The organism is Mesorhizobium sp. WSM4819, from assembly GCF_055811215.1.
In genome coordinates, this window is record NZ_JBVVQO010000048.1 from 1 (window position 1) to 17,435 (window position 17,435).

The 17,435-nt window shown below is 60.2% G+C and carries 16 protein-coding genes and 8 pseudogenes; 14 read left to right on the plus strand and 10 right to left on the minus strand.

What is annotated here, in order from left to right; all coding sequences use genetic code 11:
• Positions 1-22: 22 nt before the first annotated feature.
• From AC0L18_RS29050 to AC0L18_RS29070, 5 genes and pseudogenes are all read right to left on the minus strand, one after another.
• Positions 23-624: pseudogene (locus AC0L18_RS29050) on the minus strand (ATP-binding protein); the annotation flags it as partial.
• 5 nt (positions 625-629) lie between these two features.
• Positions 630-731: pseudogene (locus tag AC0L18_RS29055) on the minus strand (monooxygenase); the annotation flags it as partial.
• 119 nt (positions 732-850) lie between these two features.
• Entirely contained in the window at positions 851-2,083 is a 1,233-nt protein-coding gene (locus AC0L18_RS29060) for a sensor histidine kinase (RefSeq protein WP_473495243.1), read from the minus strand.
• A gap of 3 nt (positions 2,084-2,086) precedes the next feature.
• The gene (locus AC0L18_RS29065) at positions 2,087-2,779 is read right to left on the minus strand and encodes a response regulator (protein ID WP_473495244.1); all 693 of its coding nucleotides are present in this window, start codon (positions 2,777-2,779) and stop codon (positions 2,087-2,089) included.
• Positions 2,780-2,822: 43 nt separating this feature from the next.
• Positions 2,823-3,236: a Spy/CpxP family protein refolding chaperone gene (locus AC0L18_RS29070; protein WP_473495245.1), complete on the minus strand. Its 414-nt coding sequence runs from the start codon at positions 3,234-3,236 to the stop codon at positions 2,823-2,825.
• Positions 3,237-3,633: 397 nt separating this feature from the next.
• Between AC0L18_RS29070 and AC0L18_RS29075 the strand changes: the two genes are divergently transcribed.
• The 5 genes and pseudogenes from AC0L18_RS29075 to AC0L18_RS29095 form a co-directional block, all read left to right on the plus strand.
• The gene (locus tag AC0L18_RS29075; protein ID WP_473495246.1) at positions 3,634-3,840 is read left to right on the plus strand and encodes a helix-turn-helix domain-containing protein; all 207 of its coding nucleotides are present in this window, start codon (positions 3,634-3,636) and stop codon (positions 3,838-3,840) included.
• Between the two features lie 13 nt (positions 3,841-3,853).
• Complete coding sequence (locus AC0L18_RS29080; RefSeq protein ID WP_473495247.1) at positions 3,854-4,057, plus strand: hypothetical protein; 204 nt, start codon at positions 3,854-3,856, stop codon at positions 4,055-4,057.
• Positions 4,058-4,095: 38 nt separating this feature from the next.
• Positions 4,096-4,311: pseudogene (locus AC0L18_RS29085) on the plus strand (IS3 family transposase); the annotation flags it as partial.
• Between the two features lie 618 nt (positions 4,312-4,929).
• Entirely contained in the window at positions 4,930-6,177 is a 1,248-nt protein-coding gene (locus AC0L18_RS29090) for a M16 family metallopeptidase (protein WP_473495277.1), read from the plus strand.
• 430 nt (positions 6,178-6,607) lie between these two features.
• A pseudogene (locus tag AC0L18_RS29095) lies at positions 6,608-7,477 on the plus strand (aldehyde dehydrogenase family protein); the annotation flags it as partial.
• On the opposite strand, the gene AC0L18_RS29100 reads toward AC0L18_RS29095, so the two are convergent.
• Together AC0L18_RS29100 and AC0L18_RS29105 are read right to left on the minus strand one after the other, a co-directional pair.
• Positions 7,445-7,714, minus strand: coding sequence for a hypothetical protein (locus tag AC0L18_RS29100; protein WP_473495248.1), 270 nt, complete (start codon positions 7,712-7,714; stop codon positions 7,445-7,447). The pseudogene AC0L18_RS29095 and the gene AC0L18_RS29100 overlap by 33 nt on opposite strands.
• Positions 7,711-7,980, minus strand: a pseudogene (locus tag AC0L18_RS29105) (conjugal transfer protein TraB); the annotation flags it as partial. The gene AC0L18_RS29100 and the pseudogene AC0L18_RS29105, both read right to left, overlap by 4 nt.
• Positions 7,981-8,413: 433 nt before the next feature.
• Here AC0L18_RS29105 and AC0L18_RS29110 point away from each other — a divergent pair.
• The 4 genes and pseudogenes from AC0L18_RS29110 (at position 8,414) to AC0L18_RS29125 (ending at position 9,962) form a co-directional block, all read left to right on the plus strand.
• Positions 8,414-8,869 (plus strand): annotated as a pseudogene (locus AC0L18_RS29110) (GMC family oxidoreductase N-terminal domain-containing protein).
• Positions 8,870-8,954: 85 nt separating this feature from the next.
• Positions 8,955-9,191, plus strand: a complete 237-nt coding sequence (locus tag AC0L18_RS29115; RefSeq protein ID WP_473495249.1) for a GMC family oxidoreductase N-terminal domain-containing protein — start codon at positions 8,955-8,957, stop codon at positions 9,189-9,191.
• Between the two features lie 35 nt (positions 9,192-9,226).
• Complete coding sequence (locus tag AC0L18_RS29120; protein ID WP_473495250.1) at positions 9,227-9,382, plus strand: GMC oxidoreductase; 156 nt, start codon at positions 9,227-9,229, stop codon at positions 9,380-9,382.
• A gap of 229 nt (positions 9,383-9,611) precedes the next feature.
• Entirely contained in the window at positions 9,612-9,962 is a 351-nt protein-coding gene (locus tag AC0L18_RS29125; protein ID WP_473495278.1) for an aldehyde dehydrogenase family protein, read from the plus strand.
• A 431-nt stretch (positions 9,963-10,393) separates the two neighbouring features.
• Here the strand turns inward: AC0L18_RS29125 and AC0L18_RS29130 are convergent, their stop codons facing one another.
• The 3 genes and pseudogenes from AC0L18_RS29130 to AC0L18_RS29140 all read right to left on the minus strand — a co-directional run.
• Positions 10,394-10,633 carry a hypothetical protein gene (locus tag AC0L18_RS29130; RefSeq protein WP_473495251.1) on the minus strand — a complete coding sequence of 80 codons (240 nt, stop codon included), beginning with the start codon at positions 10,631-10,633 and terminating at the stop codon, positions 10,394-10,396.
• Between the two features lie 67 nt (positions 10,634-10,700).
• On the minus strand, positions 10,701-12,860 hold the full coding sequence (locus tag AC0L18_RS29135; RefSeq protein WP_473495252.1) for a S46 family peptidase: 2,160 nt from the start codon (positions 12,858-12,860) through the stop codon (positions 10,701-10,703).
• 775 nt (positions 12,861-13,635) lie between these two features.
• Positions 13,636-14,248, minus strand: a pseudogene (locus AC0L18_RS29140) (transposase); the annotation flags it as partial.
• A gap of 697 nt (positions 14,249-14,945) precedes the next feature.
• Between AC0L18_RS29140 and AC0L18_RS29145 the strand changes: the two are divergent.
• The 5 genes and pseudogenes from AC0L18_RS29145 to AC0L18_RS29165 all read left to right on the plus strand — a co-directional run.
• Positions 14,946-15,109 (plus strand): annotated as a pseudogene (locus AC0L18_RS29145) (ArsA-related P-loop ATPase); the annotation flags it as partial.
• A gap of 134 nt (positions 15,110-15,243) precedes the next feature.
• The gene (locus AC0L18_RS29150; RefSeq protein ID WP_473495253.1) at positions 15,244-15,591 is read left to right on the plus strand and encodes a hypothetical protein; all 348 of its coding nucleotides are present in this window, start codon (positions 15,244-15,246) and stop codon (positions 15,589-15,591) included.
• Between the two features lie 356 nt (positions 15,592-15,947).
• Entirely contained in the window at positions 15,948-16,355 is a 408-nt protein-coding gene (locus AC0L18_RS29155) for a hypothetical protein (protein WP_473495254.1), read from the plus strand.
• 152 nt (positions 16,356-16,507) lie between these two features.
• Positions 16,508-17,017, plus strand: coding sequence for an NYN domain-containing protein (locus AC0L18_RS29160; RefSeq protein ID WP_473495255.1), 510 nt, complete (start codon positions 16,508-16,510; stop codon positions 17,015-17,017).
• Between the two features lie 174 nt (positions 17,018-17,191).
• Complete coding sequence (locus tag AC0L18_RS29165; RefSeq protein ID WP_473495256.1) at positions 17,192-17,422, plus strand: antitoxin Xre/MbcA/ParS toxin-binding domain-containing protein; 231 nt, start codon at positions 17,192-17,194, stop codon at positions 17,420-17,422.
• Positions 17,423-17,435: the final 13 nt, after the last annotated feature.

Consider the following 17,435-nt stretch of genomic DNA (forward strand, 5'->3'; position numbering starts at 1 on the left):
CCTGCCGGCAGTGGCGCGCTGATCAGTCCGGCCCTTGCCGGAGAGCACGGCGACCAATGCCGTTACCTACACCACGCGGTGGGACACGACCCTGAAGGGTGCTCTCGGTTTCAGCAAGGCTGGGTGAAGTGGCAATGACATGTCCAATCCAGTCTCGGAAGTCGCCCTTCCTGACGATCGGTGCCTTGGGTTCAACATTCAATTTGACCTCGGCGACACGTGAGTATAGCAGCTGCCTGAGTGTCGCCACCGATCCAGTCGAGGATGCCATCTTGATCAGGAAGCGGGAAGCGCGCGGCCGCAGTCTGCAAATGCTTTTTGCGCAGATTCCATTCTTCGCCCATGCAAGCTTGATGTGCTCGGTGACGAGATCGATACCGTAAGCCAACTGGACAAGTTGAGGGGCGGGCGCCCCACTAAGACGCGGTTTGACTTCAATGACGACTGGACCGCGTTTCGTGCACCGGAGTTCAATGTTCGTTGCCCCCAGCCAAGGCCCAGAGCTCGCAAACAGCTCAGCGAAACATCGGCGATGCGCTCACGCTCCTCATCAGTTAGTAGGGCCGGATAGGTCACCTCAGGATGACGGAAATGCGGGAGGGGACCAAAGTCACTGGCGCAAATCCAACCGTGACCCACCAGCCTTCGTGCCCGGACGGGAAGCGCACGCGGTGGATCGGACCGTTAGCGTGTAGCGCCAACATCTCGGGCGAGGGCTCGATGTGATCGATGCGTCACATCGGCAGCGTCGGCAAGGGTTGTTCGGACATGGTGGCACTTCACTCTCTAAGCGATTGAAGGGCGGAAGGTGACGGGGGGGCCGCTTTCACAAGGATATGCGCCCGCCGTATCAAAATATTGCCGGAAACGTGACGACAAAGCAGGCGCCGCCGCCGGATGGCGATTCGTGGTGCACGGTTGCGCTGTGACGCAATGCGATCTTGCTCACAAGCGATAGGCCGAGGCCCCAGCCGCCGGACGTCTCGCTGCGGCCCTGTGGCCGGAAGAAAGGCTCGAAGACACGCTCACCGGTTCCTTCCGGCAGGCCCGGCCCGTGATCGCACACCTTGAGCACCACCGAGCCGCCTTCGATCCCCACATGCGCGCTAACCGGCGGGCCGCCATGTCTCTGCGCGTTCTGCATGAGATTGCGAACCAGCCGCGTGAGCAGCTTCGGGTCGCCCGACACGACGCCAGGTTCGCCTGAGACGTCGATGCCGAAGCGCGCGCCTTTCTCGGCCGTTAGCGCCAGCAGATCCACCGGCTCCACCCGCTCCAGCTTCTCGATATGGTCGAGCTGGCTGGCAAACAGGATTTCATCCACCAGCTCATCGAGTTCGGCGAGGTTGCGCACGATCTCATCGCGCATCGGGCCGCTTTGTTCGTTGGCGATGAGGTCGATCGCCATGCGCAGCCGCGCAAGCGGCGAGCGCAACTCGTGATTCGCATTGGCAAGCAGCGAGCTATGCGCGGCAAGCAGCCGCTCGATCTGCTCGGCGGCGCGGTTGAAGCTCGCCGCCACCGCCGCCACCTCGTCGCTGCCGCGCACGTCGACGCGCGTGTCGAGAGCGCCTGCGCCCCAGCGATCCACGCCCTGGCGCAACGCCTCAAGGCGGCGTGTGAGATGGCGCACGACTGGAAAGGCGGCAACCCCTATCGCCGCGGCGATCAGCGCGAGATAGGCAAGAGGCGTGCGGCCGACCGGGCCGAACGGCATTCCCAGCCGCGCCGCGATCACGCTTCCGTCCGGCTGCCGGCTGATCAGCAGGTGATGCCCGCCCGGGAGCGTCCTGCGCCCGGTTCCGATCTCTTGCGGGAGAATCGGCCGGCCGATCGCTGCAAGCAGCCGCTGTTGCGGACTGTAGACGGAGATGTCGGCATTGAAGGCCGCCGAAAGCCGCTCGACCGTGTCCTGCAGCAGAGCGGGGTCGGAGTCCGCCGGCGGCATCGCCGCGGAGAAGGCGCCGCACGCGGCATTTTCGCGTTCCTGGTCCATGTGTACGAAGATCGCGCTGGTAATCGCCACTGCGGCGAGGCTGACGAGCACGGTGAGATAGATCTTGACGAAAAGGCTGTTGCGCATGGCTTATCTGTCATCGTCCTGGCAACGGGCAAAGACATAGCCCGCGCCGCGTACCGTAATGATGCGGCGAGGATGTTTCGAATCGGTCTCGATCGCGGCGCGGATGCGCGAGACATGCACGTCGATCGACCGATCGAACGCTTCGCCCTTGACCATGTCCATGAGCTGCTCGCGCGACAGCGTGCGCCCGGCATTTTCGGCGAGCGCCACCAAGAGATCGAACTGGTAGCTGGTCATCGGGCAGTCGCGCCCGTCGACGCGGGCCGAGCGCGACGCAGGGTCAATCTCCAGCCGTCCGAAGCGCAGGATGCGCGGGGAGGCGTTCGCGCCGCCGTTGCGGCGGCGCAGGATTGCCTTCAGCCGCGCCAGCAACTCGCGCGAATTGAACGGCTTCGGCAGATAATCGTCTGCGCCTATCTCCAGCCCGATGATGCGGTCGGTCTCGTCGCCTCGCGCCGTCAGCATCAGAACCGGCACGTCGGAGTTCGCGCGGATGCGCCTGAGCGCCTCGAAACCGTCCATGTCGGGCAGCATGACGTCGAGAACCACGGCATCGGGCGACAGCCGCGCGATCTCGGCAATGCCTGCGCCCGCCGTATCCGCCGTTCGCACACGAAAACCGTTGTCCGTCAGATATTCCGCGAGCATGGCGGATAGCCGCATGTCGTCATCGACGATGAGAACCTGGTCCGCCATGCTCGTTTGTTTGCTCCGATTCGAAACTGTGCCGGTACAGAGTTTACCAGCGGCGGTGCCGGCCGCGATCCTCGAAATGTTCGATCAACTTCGCGCGCTGCTCGGCCGTCAATACCTCGGCGGCATCGAGCAGGGCGGTCGTCACCTTGCGCGAAGCCTCGTTGGCCGCCGCGACAATCTCCGTGCGCAGCTTCTCCACTTCGTCTTGGTCGATTGTTGGCGCGCCGAACAGCTTGACCATATCGTCCGGCGTGGGGAAGCCCCGCTCGATAGAGTCAATGTCGTGATTGAGCTTGTCCATGATCGCTTCCAACTCGTCTTTCTGCTCGGGTGTGGCATCGATCTCGTCAAGCATGCACTCAAACTGACGCCCGCCGAACGCCAGCCCGTGGCGGAAGTTGGCCTGCATGTGCATGTCCGGTCCGCCGTGGCCCCCGCCCATGTTGAAGCGCTGCATGCGCCCATAATCCTGGCTGAGTGCGCCAGAGACGCCGACGCTGGCAAGCGCGACTATCGCAATGCCGCCTATGGCGATGCGCTTGCCCCAGCTCTTCTTCTGCGTGCAGGAGAGGCTGGCCGGCTTCTGATGGTTCGTCATATTGGTCCTTTCGCTAATGCGGCATCTCTGCCGCGACTGGGCGAAACTACGAGCGCAATGTTTCGGCTGTTGCGGGCGAATGTAAAGTTGTGTGAAGCCGGTAAGGCGATATTGCGGCGGGGAAGCGCGGGAGTTGCGTATTCCGACGATTTACCGGACGGCATTCCGATCAAAAACCGGACGCGATTGGAGTGCACCCCCAGACTGAGACAAGGCAAATCGCGGACAGTTTCCCTGCAAGAGAGGAAACTGGGGCATGGCCGGACGGCAAAGAGTTATTGATGAGGACCAAAAGCTGGAGCTTCTCCAGCGCATGGAGGCGGGCGAAACCGTCAGCAAGTTAGCCGACGAGGTTGGCATCAGTCGCCAACGACTTTACGAGTGGCGTGATCACCTCAGGCTTCGTGGTAATCTGAAGTCACGTCGGCGCGGCCCGGCCGGCCAGATCGATACCAGGAGTTGACGGGGCCGCGCAGGTGCAGAGCGCAGTCGACACGCCGGCACCTCAGGAAAAGGCTCTGACCAAGGCCAGGCGCCGGATCAAAGAATTGGAGCAGAAAGTCGGGCAGCAGCAACTCGATCTCGATTTTTTTCGCGAAGCCTTGCGGCATTTCGAGGAAGATCATCGTCGGAGCAGCGCTCCTGGCGAAACGGGATCTTCAAAGTCATCGAAAAGATGACGACCGGCCTGTCGCAAGGCGAATTCAACATCGACAGAATGTGCTGGCTCGCTGGCGTCAGCCGCGCGAGTTACTACCGTCATTGGCTGGATTCAGCGCCTCGGCGGGCCGAGACAGGTTTGCGCGATGTCATTCAGAAGATGGCTCTCGGCAGCGCGCACTACGGCTACCGCCGGATCGCAGCCCTGCTGCGGCGGGAGGGGTGGCAGGTCAATCACAAATGCGTTCTACGGATCATGCGGGAAGACAATCTGTTGTGCTTGCGCGCAAGCCCCTTTGTTCCTGTGACGAAGACGTAGGTTCTTCCATCGCACTTAGGCACGATTCCATTCGGAAAGCAGTTGTTGCGCATAGACTCAATGTTGCGCGTACGTTGGCATTCCTACAGATACGCCAAAAGACCGGACCAGTCGGCCGCCAGTGGCTCCCCGGTTCCGGGCGACGTTGAGTTGTGCTGGATGGCCGTGCAGTTCGAGAAACACAGCTGTCAGATCCCTCGACGGCCCACTTCACTGATTTGGCGCCAAAGGGCGCAGGTTCGGATTGTCGTAGAGCGACCGGCCGATCATCACGCCGCTCGCCGCTCCTAAGGAGCTAAGACGCTCTTCCGCAACGTCCTCGCTTGATACCCTTCCGCACTTGTGCCGATAGAACCGCAGTTCGCTTCATACAAAGGTATCTCGGTATCGTCCCAAGCCGCAGGCGCTTGGCGTTCGGCTATGCCCCAATGTCCGACAATGTAGGATACGCGCCACAGCAGAGGGGCTTAGTCCCGTCGACGAAATGACTTTCTCGTTTGGCACGGTACGTGCGTGGCTTCTGCGAACACGTCATGGTCCAAGGAGAAGTCGTTTCATGCCGCCCGTGCGGCGATGAGCATCCAGGAAGTTAAGTCTTCTGCAAAAGGCATCAAGGCTTGGCTGGTGGAAGACCATACGGTGCCGCTCATCGCCATCAGCTTCGTCTTCGACGGCGGCACCACCCAGGACCCGTCAGGCAAGGAGGGGCTCGCCAATCTGATGGCCCCCCTGTTCAACGAGGGGGCTGGCGATCTCGACAGCGATGCCTTCCAGACAAAGCTGGACGATGCTGGCGCCTTGATGAGCTTCGAGGCGCAACGCGACGGCATCTATGGCTCGATTGCAATGCTTTCCTGGCGGAAGGATGCCGCTTTCGACCTGCTGAGGCTCGCTGTCAACAAGCCGCGCTTCGACCAGGAGCCAACCGACCGGATCCGCGCTCAGATCCTTTCCGGCATCATCGGCAATGAGCACGAACCGAACGCAATCGCCGAGCGCGCATGGTTAAGCGCGCTCTACGGCACGCATCCCTATTCGAGGCCGAAAGAAGGCACAAAGGCGGGCCTGGCCAGCATATCACCGGCCGATCTCAGCGCCTTCCACAAGCCGGCTTTCGCCCGTGATGGGCTCCATATTGCCGTGGTCGGCGACATCGATGCAAACGCGCTGAGTGAAAGGCTCGACCAGTTGTTCGGCGAACTGCCTCAGATGCAGGCGCTCGCCCCAGTCACCGATGTCATGCCGAAGCTCGGCCAGCAGGTCGAGGTGAACTACGACCTGCCGCAGACCTCGCTGCAGCTCGCTTACCCTGGTGTCACGCGCGATGCGCCGGAGTTCTACGCCGCGGTGCTGATGAACGATATCCTCGGCGGCTCGGCCTTTACCTCTCGCCTGTGGGATCAGGTGCGCGAAAAGCGCGGCATGGCCTACGGTGTCGGCTCCGCTCTTGAAGACAAAGAGCATTCCCAGGCGCTGCTGGTTACAACGGCGACGCGCTCAGACCGCGCCGCCGAGACGCTCAGCGTTATCCGGGACGTCGTCAAGCAGATGGCAGAGCACGGACCGACGGCGACTAAGCTGGCGGCGGCTAAGAGATATCTCATCGGCGCCTTTGCCATCAACGAGCTAAATTCCTCCGCCTCAATTGCAGCCACGCTCGTCTGGCTGCAGTCCAGCAATCTCGGCATCGACTACATCCAGCGCCGAGCCGGCCTCATCGATCAGGTGACGCTCGATCAGGTCAAGGCGGCAGCGAAGAAGCTTCTTTCGAGCGAGCCCGCCATTATGGTGGTCGGACCGCCGCTGGGGGCCAAAGGATGAGTCCAGGAGCTCATTTCGCTTTCCTTCTCGTAGAGCGAAGTCCGATTTGGGACTGACGATTTTAGAGGCCCGCCGAGCGGTTTGGCGGGCCGGCGAGACTTTGCCGGTTCAGGCGGCCCGTGCGAATTGTGGCCAGCTTCTTCTCATGCCAGTCTCTCTTCGGGGATAGTTTACGCCGATCGTGGCTAGCAGATGTGGCGCATGCTGCCAAAGGGCCCGCGTGCCGGTGCGGATCCAATTTCCATTGTTCAATTTTCGCCGAACGAAACCACGAGCTTCGACTTGGAAACTCCGGGAGTTTCCCCTTTTTCGGTTGCGTACATTGGACCACCAGCTGTCCGGCCGAGGCCCTATAAGCAACCCATCGGCGTCGCGCAATACACGCCGCTCTGTGCTTCATATGCCCGCTACGTTGAGGAGGAACCCGGTATTGTCCCTGTGCCTGCCGATGATCCGTCACCTGAACTCCGCCGACCTGTTTGGGCCTATCGATCGCCTGCCTGCACCCGGAACGTCGATCGACTGGCGGACATTTGAGGTCCTCAATCTATCGACCGGCGAAGTGCTGGCAGAACTCCCCGACATGGGCGTGGAGGAGACACGTGCTGCGATAGACAAGGCCTATGTCGCGCAGCCTGGATGGGCGGCTCTGATGGCACGTGAACGCAGCGATGTTCTGTGGCGATGGCATCAGTTGATCATCGACCACACCGACGACCTTGCCGGCAGTCCCACGGCGGAGATGGGCAAGCCGCTTGCCGAAGCCAAGTCTGAGGTTTCGCATGCGGCCGCATACCTGCAATGTTATGCAGAGGAGGCCAATCGCATTTATGGCGAGACGATCTCCGCACGATCGACGGACCGTCGGATGCTGGTGATCAAGCAGCCCATCGGCGTCGTTGGCACGTCACGCCATGGAATTTTCCGGCTTCGATGGTGGCGCGCAAGATCTCGCCAGCCTGGCGGCAGGCTGCACGATCGTGCTCAAGCCCGCTAAACAGACACCGCTCGTCGCTGGCGCAATGTTCGCTCTCGCCCATCAGACTGACTTCCCCGAAGGCGTTGTCAACCTGATCTATTCCTCCGAAGGTGATGCGGTCGGCCGCGAACTCTGCTCCAATCCCGCCAGTGCTCGGACCAGATCAAGAAGGTCAGCCTCGAACTCGGCGGCAATGCCCCTTTCATCGTCTTCGACGATGCCGACATCGACTCTGCGGTTGACGGCGCGATCCAGGCAAAGTTCCGCAACGCTGGCCAGACTTGCGTTTCAGCGAACCGCCTTTACGGTCGCCAACAGATAAGTGCCGCACTTTCTCCACGAATTTCTCGATGAACTCATCGTGAACGCTCGATTGGACGTCGTCCGGCATGCTGGGACGCGGAGCAGTACCACCCGATCGCCGGATCGCACCGTGACGGCAAGTGGATCGGGCGAACCTGCCTCGGCGATGAATCTCTCGGCGATCGCCGGGTTCAGGCCGGGATCCGCGCATTGCTGGACGAGGGCAGCGTCGATTATGGGCAGCTCCATTTTCATCTGTTGAAGGCTGTGACGAGCGGCAGGCCGAAGAGCCGCGCCCAGGCGATCGTGCTCGCGTTCTGGATGGCGACGATGGTGGTGCCGGCGGTCCACCAGCCATTGCCGGTGCGACGATCGCGTCCGTGCAGCATCGGCTGCAGGATCGGCCAGACCATCAGCTGCCCGTAGCATATCAGCGGCGCGATCCGCCGGCCGGCGAGCTCGACAACGGGATTGGCGAAGAGATGCGCTCGGGCGCCGCCGCCCTGCCCCAGCCAAAGGCGTTACGATGAATATCTTCTCTCCCGCCCGGGAGGATTATCTGTACATCGCGGTCTCCTCGCCAGAAACTCAACGGGGAGCCCCGTTCCAAGCTGTCAACGGCAACTGAGCTCCCCGAATTCAACATTCCTTGCCCTCGCCGGTCAGGAACAACACAACGACCAGAAATCGAACTGCGCAGACGCTCTGGAAGGTGACGTGTGCAGCTCTGTGCGGAGGAGGAGATAATGAGGAAGAGGAGCTTCGATTATATTATCGTGGGAGGCGGAGCTGCCGGTTGTGTGCTGGCCTGTCCGCAGATTCCACCAAAACCGTAGCCTTGGTCGAAGCGGGCGGAAGCGACGAGAATCCGCTCGTTAGCATCCAGCTGGCTTCTGGCTGTCACCTGGATCTCGGCCGGTACACTGGAATTTCCATTCAGAGCCCCAGAAGCACATGAATGACCGCGTTCTTTATTGGCCGCGCGGTAAGATCATTGGCGGTTCCAGCCCAATCAATGGGTTGGTCTATATCCGTGCTGTCGAAAGCGACTATTACCATTGTGGACAACTAGGAAACAGGGGTTGGTCATAAGAGGCATGCCTGCCTTTTTTCAAGAAGTCTGAATGCTGGTTTGGCGGCAACAACAATTATCATGGAAATGACGGGCCGTTCAAAACTACGCGGTATGGCATCAAGCATCCCTTACAGTTCGCATTCGTAGCGGCCGGGACGCAGGCTGGCTATCGCTACAACAACGACTTCAATGCTGGCGATCAGGAAGGCTTTGGTCCGGTTGATTGCAACATCTACCAAGGTCGCCGTTGCAGCTCCGCGCACGCATTCCTTCGTCCGGTCGAGAATCGGCCGAATCTGACTATTATAACTGAAGCTCTGAGATCACGGATATAATCATCCGTGGAAAGCGTGCGATCGGTGTCGAGTTCTTGAAAAAGCGCGAGAAGCAGACCATCGAAGGCCACCGCCGAAGTAATTCTTGCCGCTGGCGCCGGTTAATTCGCCGCAGTTGCTTCAGATTTCAGGTGTCGGTTCGGCCCGGCCACCTCCAGAGGATCGGCGCGAAGGTCGTACAGGAGCTCCCGGGGTTGGCGAAAACCTGCAGGACCATCTTGTCGCTGGCATTAAGCAGAAGGTCACGCGCCGATTTCGTTCATGCGGGGGAACTGGTCGCTCCCGATATTCAGGTGCACATGACGAACATGATGTACACTGACAACGGGCGAACGCTTTCTCAAGGAGCACGGCTTGATGCCGTACTTCAACCTTTCGCGCCCGGAAAGCCGCGGGTACATCCGGGCGCGCACGGTAAGTTCGACAGACCATCCGGAAATCCAACCCAACTACTTCGAGAGGCAGGCTGACATCGATGTAATGCGGGCGGCGTTCCGCCTTGCAGAGAGATAGTCGATCAGCCTGCATTCGATCATTGTCGCGTGCCGACGAGCTTTCACCAGGCCGTGAAGTCAAGTCCGACGCGGATATTGATGCTTGGCTGCGCCAGAAGATCAGGACGCTTATCCAGCGTGGGATCTATGAAGGCGCTACCCTCGTTTGCGGGTGAATGGGACCGGTAACAGGCTTGGGAGAAGGCTACTACATCAACCCAACTGTATTCGCCGACGTTACGCCGTCGATGGTGGTTGCGAAGGAGGAAATCTTCGGACCTGTTCTCGTTATCATGCCCTTCGCAGACGAAGAGGACGCAATCAAAATCGCGAATTCGAGCGAGTACGGGCTCGCTGCATATGTCCAGTCGAGCGATCTGAACGCAGCCCGTCGTATCGCTGGACGGCTCCAGGCCGGACGCGTCGAGATCAACTATCCCGCTTGGGATTATGCTGCACCCTTCGGTGGGTACAAGCGTTCCGGGACTGGTCGTGAATACGGTAAGTGGGGGCCTAGAGGAATTCCTCGAGGTCAAGGCCATCGCTGGTGCTCTCGCCTGAGTCGTCTCCGGACGGTCAGAGAAATAGCAAGAGCATGAACCGGGCAATGAAACACCTGGCCTCGGTTAGCTTTTCTGCTTGGTGTAGGACTTTCGCTTTCCAACGGCGCACATGCTTTAGACAAGCGGCCCGAAGAGCTCGCGGCGAAGCACAACCTTCCTAACAGTTGGCCGTTGGCGAGCAGACATGAGGCCATGAAACCGGCGATGACATAGACGGTCTCCGCGTCGATTTCCAGCCGGCGGATGGCATTAAGCGCCCCGTTGTAGTTAGTTCTATGCGCTTCAGGAATTCCTCAAGCGCCCGTGCCTCGGTGAGATAGCTGTTGGTGCTTCCATCAACCCGACGGGCACACCCTCCGACTTGGCTTAGAATTTCTTTAGCTCGTCCTTCTTCACGCCCACCAGGCGGCCGCGGTCGGTGTAGAAGTTCTTCAGGTGAACCTGTGAAACGAAATGATCGAGTGGCATCAGCCGCCGCCTTTGTTGCACGCGATCTGAATCGCCGCGTCCCGCCAACCCCAGTTGCCCTGCAAATAGGTATCGAGTGTTTGGCCATTGGGTAATAGCAGCTCACCGCCAAGCGCGTTCAAATCTCCCCACCATATCGCCGACCCTGACGGTTCTTCATCGCCAAGCAGTTCGACAACGGCATATCCGTCGTCGTGATCCACGACGACCATGCCGCCGTTCTTGGATACGAAGATCACTGTGTGCCCGAAGTGCCGTTCTGGCTGGCTGACGCCGACGCGTTCGCCTACCGCCAGACTACCCCGCTCAGGAGCGCGACGCCGGCAGCACTCCCATCTCCTTGAGCAACCGGCTAGCGCCGTCGATCTTGTCCATGGTCCAGAGTATGAAGCGACTGTCGACATGGATGCTGCGATTGCGGTCAGCGTCGGGGGCCCAGTCCGAGATCACGCCCTCGAGCGTGCCGTCGAAGGCGAGACCCACGAACTCGCCGCGCCCGTTCAGCGTGGCCGAGCCGCTGTTGCCGTTGGTGATGTCGGCGGTGGACATGAAGTCGACAGGCAACGTGCCCAGCGCCGGCGCGACATAGGGGCCATAATCCTGGGCCCGGATCGCGGCGACGGCGGCGTCTGGCGCATCGAACTCGTCCTTGCCAGTGTGCTTGGCCAGAAGTCCCTCAGCCGTGGTGAATGGCGTCCAGATCTGCCCGTCGCGCGTTCGCCCCGACACCTTGCCCCAGGTGAGACGCAGCGAGCCATTCGCGTCGGGATAGACGGGCCGACCGATCGCCTTCCGATAGGCAAGCAGACCCTGCATATAGGTCGCGCGCGCCGCCTGCGCGCGGCCGGCGCGGTCCTTCGCCGCGCGCTCCGCAGCTATGTCGCCGGGATAGAGCGCGACCGCCAGCTTGATGAAAGGATCGTCCGACGCCTCGAAGGCAGCAGCGGGCTTGTCAAGCCAGCCGAGCCGCGTTGCCGTGCCTGCGAGTTTGGTGTCTGCATAAAGTCGGTCAAGGCCAATTTGGTCCAAAGCGCTTTCGAACGCAGTATCGCGGTCCTTTGCGTCCAGCCGGCGATATTCGTCGAGTGCGGCCTCGAAAAGCTTTCGATCGATGTCTGGCAAATAGCGGCGTTCGATCTGCGTCAGCTGATCCGAGATTTCTTTACGGTCACGATCCTGAAAGCCACTTTCACGGTCTTCATCGGCCTTCTCGTGCTCCTTTGTCCAGCGATAGAGAGTGCGTGCCGATGACAGTAGTTGCGCGCGATTGAGCAACGCCTGGCGCAGCCTCGCCAGCGAAGCCCGGCTATTCTCGCCCACCATCCCGTCCAGTTCGCGGATTGCTGCGTCAAAGCGCGTCTGCCGCACGGGATACTCAGCGACCCAGGCGCGAAAAGCTTTCTCCTCGATGGCCTTGCGCGCATCGAGGCCGATCGCGTCGGCGCCGGCTAGATCGCCCGCCAGCTTCTTCTTGTAGTTTTCCACGCCTTGCAGGATGGAAGCGTAGCGGATCTGCGCTTCGCGATTGCCTGCCGTGGCTTGGTTGATCTGAGCGGCATAATCCGAGAGCAAACGCTGGGACATTGGTTCATAGTCGGCGAAGTTGAACCGGACTTCATCCGCGGTGAGGAACCGCTGGGTTGCGCCGGGAAAGCCGGCGACCATCACGAAATCGCCTTCTTGGACGCCTTCACGGGCTATGGGCAGCCAACTCTTTGGCCGGTAAGGCACATTGTCACGCGCATAGGGCCGGGAGGAACCATCAGGAGCGACATAGGCGCGATAAAAGCCGAAGTCGCCCGTGTGGCGCGGCCACATCCAATTGTCCGTTTGACCGCCGAAGTTGCCGATGCCGAGCGCGGGCGCGTAGACGAGGCGCACGTCCTCAATTTCAAGCTTCTGCTGGAGGTAGTAGAAGGCGCCGCCATAATAGGGCCTCACGTCGCAGCGGCGATCGGGCTGTTCTTCACATGCAGCGATTAGCGCCTTGCGGTTCGTGTCGAGCTGCTCATGGCGGGCAAAGCCGCTCAGCATGTCCGAGACGCCCCTAAGCATTTCGGCGGTCACATCCCGCACATCCTCGATCACATAGATGCGGCTGGCGGGCGCGGCGGGTAATTCTTCACCCAGGCTCTTCGCCAGAAAGCCGTTGGTTAGATAGTCTTGGCTCTCCTTGCTGTTGTACTGCATGGATGGGAACACGCAGTGATGATTGGTCGCGACCAGCCCTTGCGGGCTGACGAAGGAGGCGGAGCATCCGCCCAGTGATACGATCGCGTTAAGCGGGGCAGCGTCCAGTCGGCTCAGCTGCGCGGGATCGATCTGGAGCCCATCCGCGCGCATGGCCGCGCCGACTTCCGCAGTCTGGCCCGGCATCCACATGCCTTCGTTCGCCGATGCAGCGGTGGCCGTCCAGAGCAAGGCGATGCCACTTACCCAAGCAACCATATCAAATTCGCAGTTCATACTGGTGTCTCTCCCATTCTATCTACTGTCTCCGCCGACTGGATCAATGAGCTTATCGGGCTGGCCGGCGACGCCAGCGCCTGCGCGGCTGGCTGGGTGAAGACTGAGTGGACGGTCAACGCAAACATGTCTGGGTGACGCTCCCCTCACATCGTATCGGTTCTGTGCAACGTTTGCGGATTATCCGCTGCACTAATCGTGCCAAAGGAATAAAGCTTTCCACGACCCAAATGGTAAGCTGCCTTCCATGTCCGACCTCCGACATTTCGTCGTAGACCCGACACCCTCGTCCTCGCTAGCGACAAGCCCGCTGCCGAACGGCCGTCGCCTGTCCATAATCTTGAGAGTGCGTGCTATCGTTTCTGTTAAGCATGCGGTGTTGCGCGAGGGCGAGGGTGCGAGGAGTGCCCGGACTTCACCTGGCCGCAAATCCGCTCGGCCGACTATGCCGGAGCAGTGCGTTCGTAGCCGAGCGGCGTCTCAAGCTCCTCACGCGGGGGGCTCGCTGCTGTTTGAGGTCAAGCTCCTCCTGATATTTTTCCGGACCATGTCGCCCCGCGGGTCACTCGCTTCTCTTCGCGGTCGACGTTAGGCCGCCGCATGATGGGGTCAGTAGAGCGAGGCCTCTCAATCTGTTGAACGACCTTGGGAGAGTTCGTCCCAGGATCGTGCCTGCTAACGAGATCGCCTTGCCCATCGTCCCCACGGGAACGATCCGGATCACGCCCCTTCGGGCGGAATCAACTCCTTCTTCGTTGGTCCGTTATCCCGTATTTCATGCCGATACGGGGACGGGTACCTTGCCGAAGCGGAATTCTGTCGCGTCGCTCCACATGCGATGCAGGATGACAGCGAGCTTGCGGGCAACAGCAACTCGGGCTCGAGCCATACCGCGCCGCTTGGCCACGTTCATACCCCACGCCCTGAGGCTCGACCATTTCTTGCTGAGCACAAGCAGCGAATGAGCCGCCTCATAGAGGGCCGTGCGGGCGAGCTCGTCACCGCATCGGCTTTCCTTACCCTGAATGTCCGTCTCGCCAAATTGATAGCGTGCCGGGCCAGACCCAGATGCGCTCCGACATCCCTCGATCGGCGAAAGCGGTCCGGCTGATCGATCGTGGCACGATAGGCGAGCGCGGTAATGGGTCCCACACCTGGAACGCTCATGAATCGCCGGCAGACTTGCTCCCTGTGGGCGATATTGAGGACCTGGTTTGTCAGTCGCACGAACTCGCGCAAGATCGCGGCCACGATCGCCAGAAGCGGCTCGACAAGCGCCATGATGACCGTATCTGCGCCAATCAGTTCGCGCACGCGATCGGGGAAGGCTGCACGCTTGGAGTGCCGAGCTTTATGCCGGTCTCCCGCAGAATCGCCCTGACGACATGGAAACGGTGGCTGCCGAAAAGCACCGCCACCTTGCCAGGCCGTTTAGCTGCCCTGCAAAACATCCAACCTGCCGTCCGCCCGACCTTGCTGTTGTCGAGGCCGATATAGCCTTCGCGCACGCCGGCCGCGAAGTCAGAAAGCAGCGAGAAAACTGAATGCCTTTTGCCTTGAGCTCCTGTACTGCAGACGTGATCTTCGGATGGTCGGGCGCGACCATGGCGATCGCGTGGCAGCGGCTGCCAAGGTCCTTAAGAAGCCCGTTTAGGTCCGAGGGCGAGTCCGAACGCGTAAATTCGATGAGCGGAATGCCATGAAAGGACTTGGCCAAGCTGCCCGAGTGGCCCGATCAATGACAGGCTGAGACGGCATAGACGGACGTCTTCCATCGGTCTCACGATCAAAATAGTTCAGACCCGCCCCCATTTTCTGGCCTCCGGAGGTCAAGACAGATCGGTCTCGGTCCCCATCCGACATCTCCTGTCGCCTTTGTCGGGTCGGCCACACAAGTTTATTCAGCCAATTTAATATTTTTGCCAAATGTTAAATAGCTGAAAAGCAATCATAAGATTTCCTTTTCGATCCACCCGGCCAAATTGGCACGAGTTTTGAAACGATGGGTGCGAGGCGCCGGGATCTGCCGACCGGACTTCAAGTCGCGGGTAGCCGCTATGGATGGAAAGAAGGAAGGAAAGGAACATGTCAGGTCTGCGTCAGATCGCATTCTACGGAAAGGGAGGCATCGGCAAGTCCACCGCCTCAAAATTACGCTCGCTGCCCTGGTCGACCTCGGACAGAAGATCCTCATCGTCGGCTGCGACCCGAAAGCCGACTCCACCCGCCTGATCCTGAACGCAAAGGCAGGATACGGTTCCCTCCCTGACAGGGAGGCCGATAAAGGCTTGGGGCGAGCTCGATCCGCGGGAGGCTCTTTAACGCGCCAATCTTTGCTTCAGTCTTCTGATTGTCAAAATGTCGCGCTTTGAGTTTGGGCCCGATGACCGCAAAGACGAAGCTTTACGAGATCGCGGCAGGGCGATTCAAGGGCGCGCTGCTCGGCGTCTCCTCCGACGTTCCCGGTATGGGTGAAGCGTTGAAGGAGTGGAGGGCATCAGGCGTGTCCGATATTGTCAGTTCTGGCCGCTATACAAGTTCCGTTCGACTTGACGATCGCGAAACGGATGCGATGGCGGACAATTCACAAACTAGCACAAGGAAATCCTTACATGAGATCCTCACCGAAAGAGACCGCCACCGCGGCCATCCCGATTCATCGAGTGCATCCCCCGTCTTTCTGGAAGGGGATGATCCTTGCTGCGACCGTGGTCGTCCTCGTACCGAGTAGTCAGGTTTCGGCTGAGGACAAGGGGGCATGCCTTGCTTATAAGAATGGGAAGATTGAGTGCGCGGATACAGAACTTGAACCGCACGAAGTGTGGGGAGAATACCACACATGTGCCTATTATCACGGCGAAATATCTAACGAATGCATGCAAATAATGAGAGAGCGGCACCGGGAGAGTCGCCGCGAGAATCCACCGCGCCGAGCTTTGAGGGCAGTCGTTGACGAGGTCAGGAGCCCGGTAAGACCCGCGACAGCCGGGCAAACCGTTCACCACATACATCTAGCAGCCTTAGTTGGTTGGGAGAGCAAGGAGATGGAAGAACTTGCAGCCTCAGTTGGCTGGGGAGAGCAAGGAGATGGAAGAACTTGCAGCCTCAGTTGGCTGGGAGAGGAAGAAGATGGAAGAACTTCCAGCGGGAACAAAGTTCAACCACGCTAATAGGGACGGGGTGTGGGGCGGTTCGGGGCAAAGCGGGCACACGGGTGAAGCAATTTGGATGACCTCAGAAAACGATGTAAACGCGGCACGCGGCTATGCAGGTAGTTCTGGAAAGTACTTTGTTATCGAGGCGCAAAAGCCCCTCAAATTAGCGGTCATGGATGAGCAGGGTACTCAAGTGCATTCTGACGAACTAGGCGCATGGGCTACCTTGGCGCAGAGACACGGCTTGGATGGAGTGAAGACGGAATATGGAAGCTCGTACGAGGTGATTTTATTTGACAGAAGCAAGATTGCACCTGTGGAAGAACGTGGTTTCGATTAGCACAGACGCCAGCGCACGACGCCATCGAGATAGGTGCCGTCTTCGTTGAAGCGGATGAAGTTTGTGAGTTCGGTCATTTTCTGTCTCCTGAGTTTGCGTTTCCGGAAGGGAAAGCCCCTTTCGGGCGAAGCCTCCCCGGTCTTTCCGGGGGAATGGCCTCTGACATTCCCCCGGACAGAGGGGGAGGGCGAGAGCCCGCCCCACGGCGGCGGGCGGGACTGTCAAGTGGCGTGGCGCGGAAAGTGGGGGATCTTCTCGGGTCCGCTCGCGGACTGGCGCGGAAGATTTTCCACCTTCACGGGCCGCTTGACCGGCCTGGCCGGCGACGGCCCGGGGAGGGCCTCAGTGCCGGATGCGTGAGCAGCCGCTGGACAAGCGATCGTTACCGGGGTCGGCGGAGACGCAGGCCGGCTTCGTGCCCTCGGCATAGAGCGCGGCCTGTTCCAGCCGACGATCCGAAGCGCTGGCCACGCGATTGCGACAAGATCCAGGTCTGGAAGCTCGAGGAGAAGCAATCGGATGTGAATCTGGCGCTTCATCTCTATGACGACGCCCTGAGCGGCGACGTCGACCAGGTGGTCCTCGTCACCAACGATACCGACCTTACGCCGGCGTTGGAGATGTTGCAGGCCGTTGCCCGCACATCGTCCGCGGCTTGGTGATCCCGACGCGCAAAGTCGGCGCGGACGGGGATCTCGAGCGCGAGGCAAATGTTTCGCTGTCGAAGCTGGCCCATTGGGTCAGGCGGCATATCTCCGATGATGAGTTGCGGAGGTCGCAATTACCGGATGTCGTCCGCGGGCGTCGGCGGGCCAGCGTCAAACCGTATTCATGGTATGCGAAACCGCATCACCTCGCGAAGATGTTGGAGGCATCCGGTTCTGCGCACCGAAGGCGAGGTCCTGAAATGGGCGCGCAGAGAGAACGCGCATCTCGGCGGCCGTCGGCCGATCGATCTGATCGAGACGGATGCCGGCGCGGTCGAGGTCTTCGACTACATCGAAGCCTATATACGCGAACAGCTCGACAAGGCTGGCGATCAGGACGATTTGTCCTCAAAATCCTGAATTTCACGGGTGG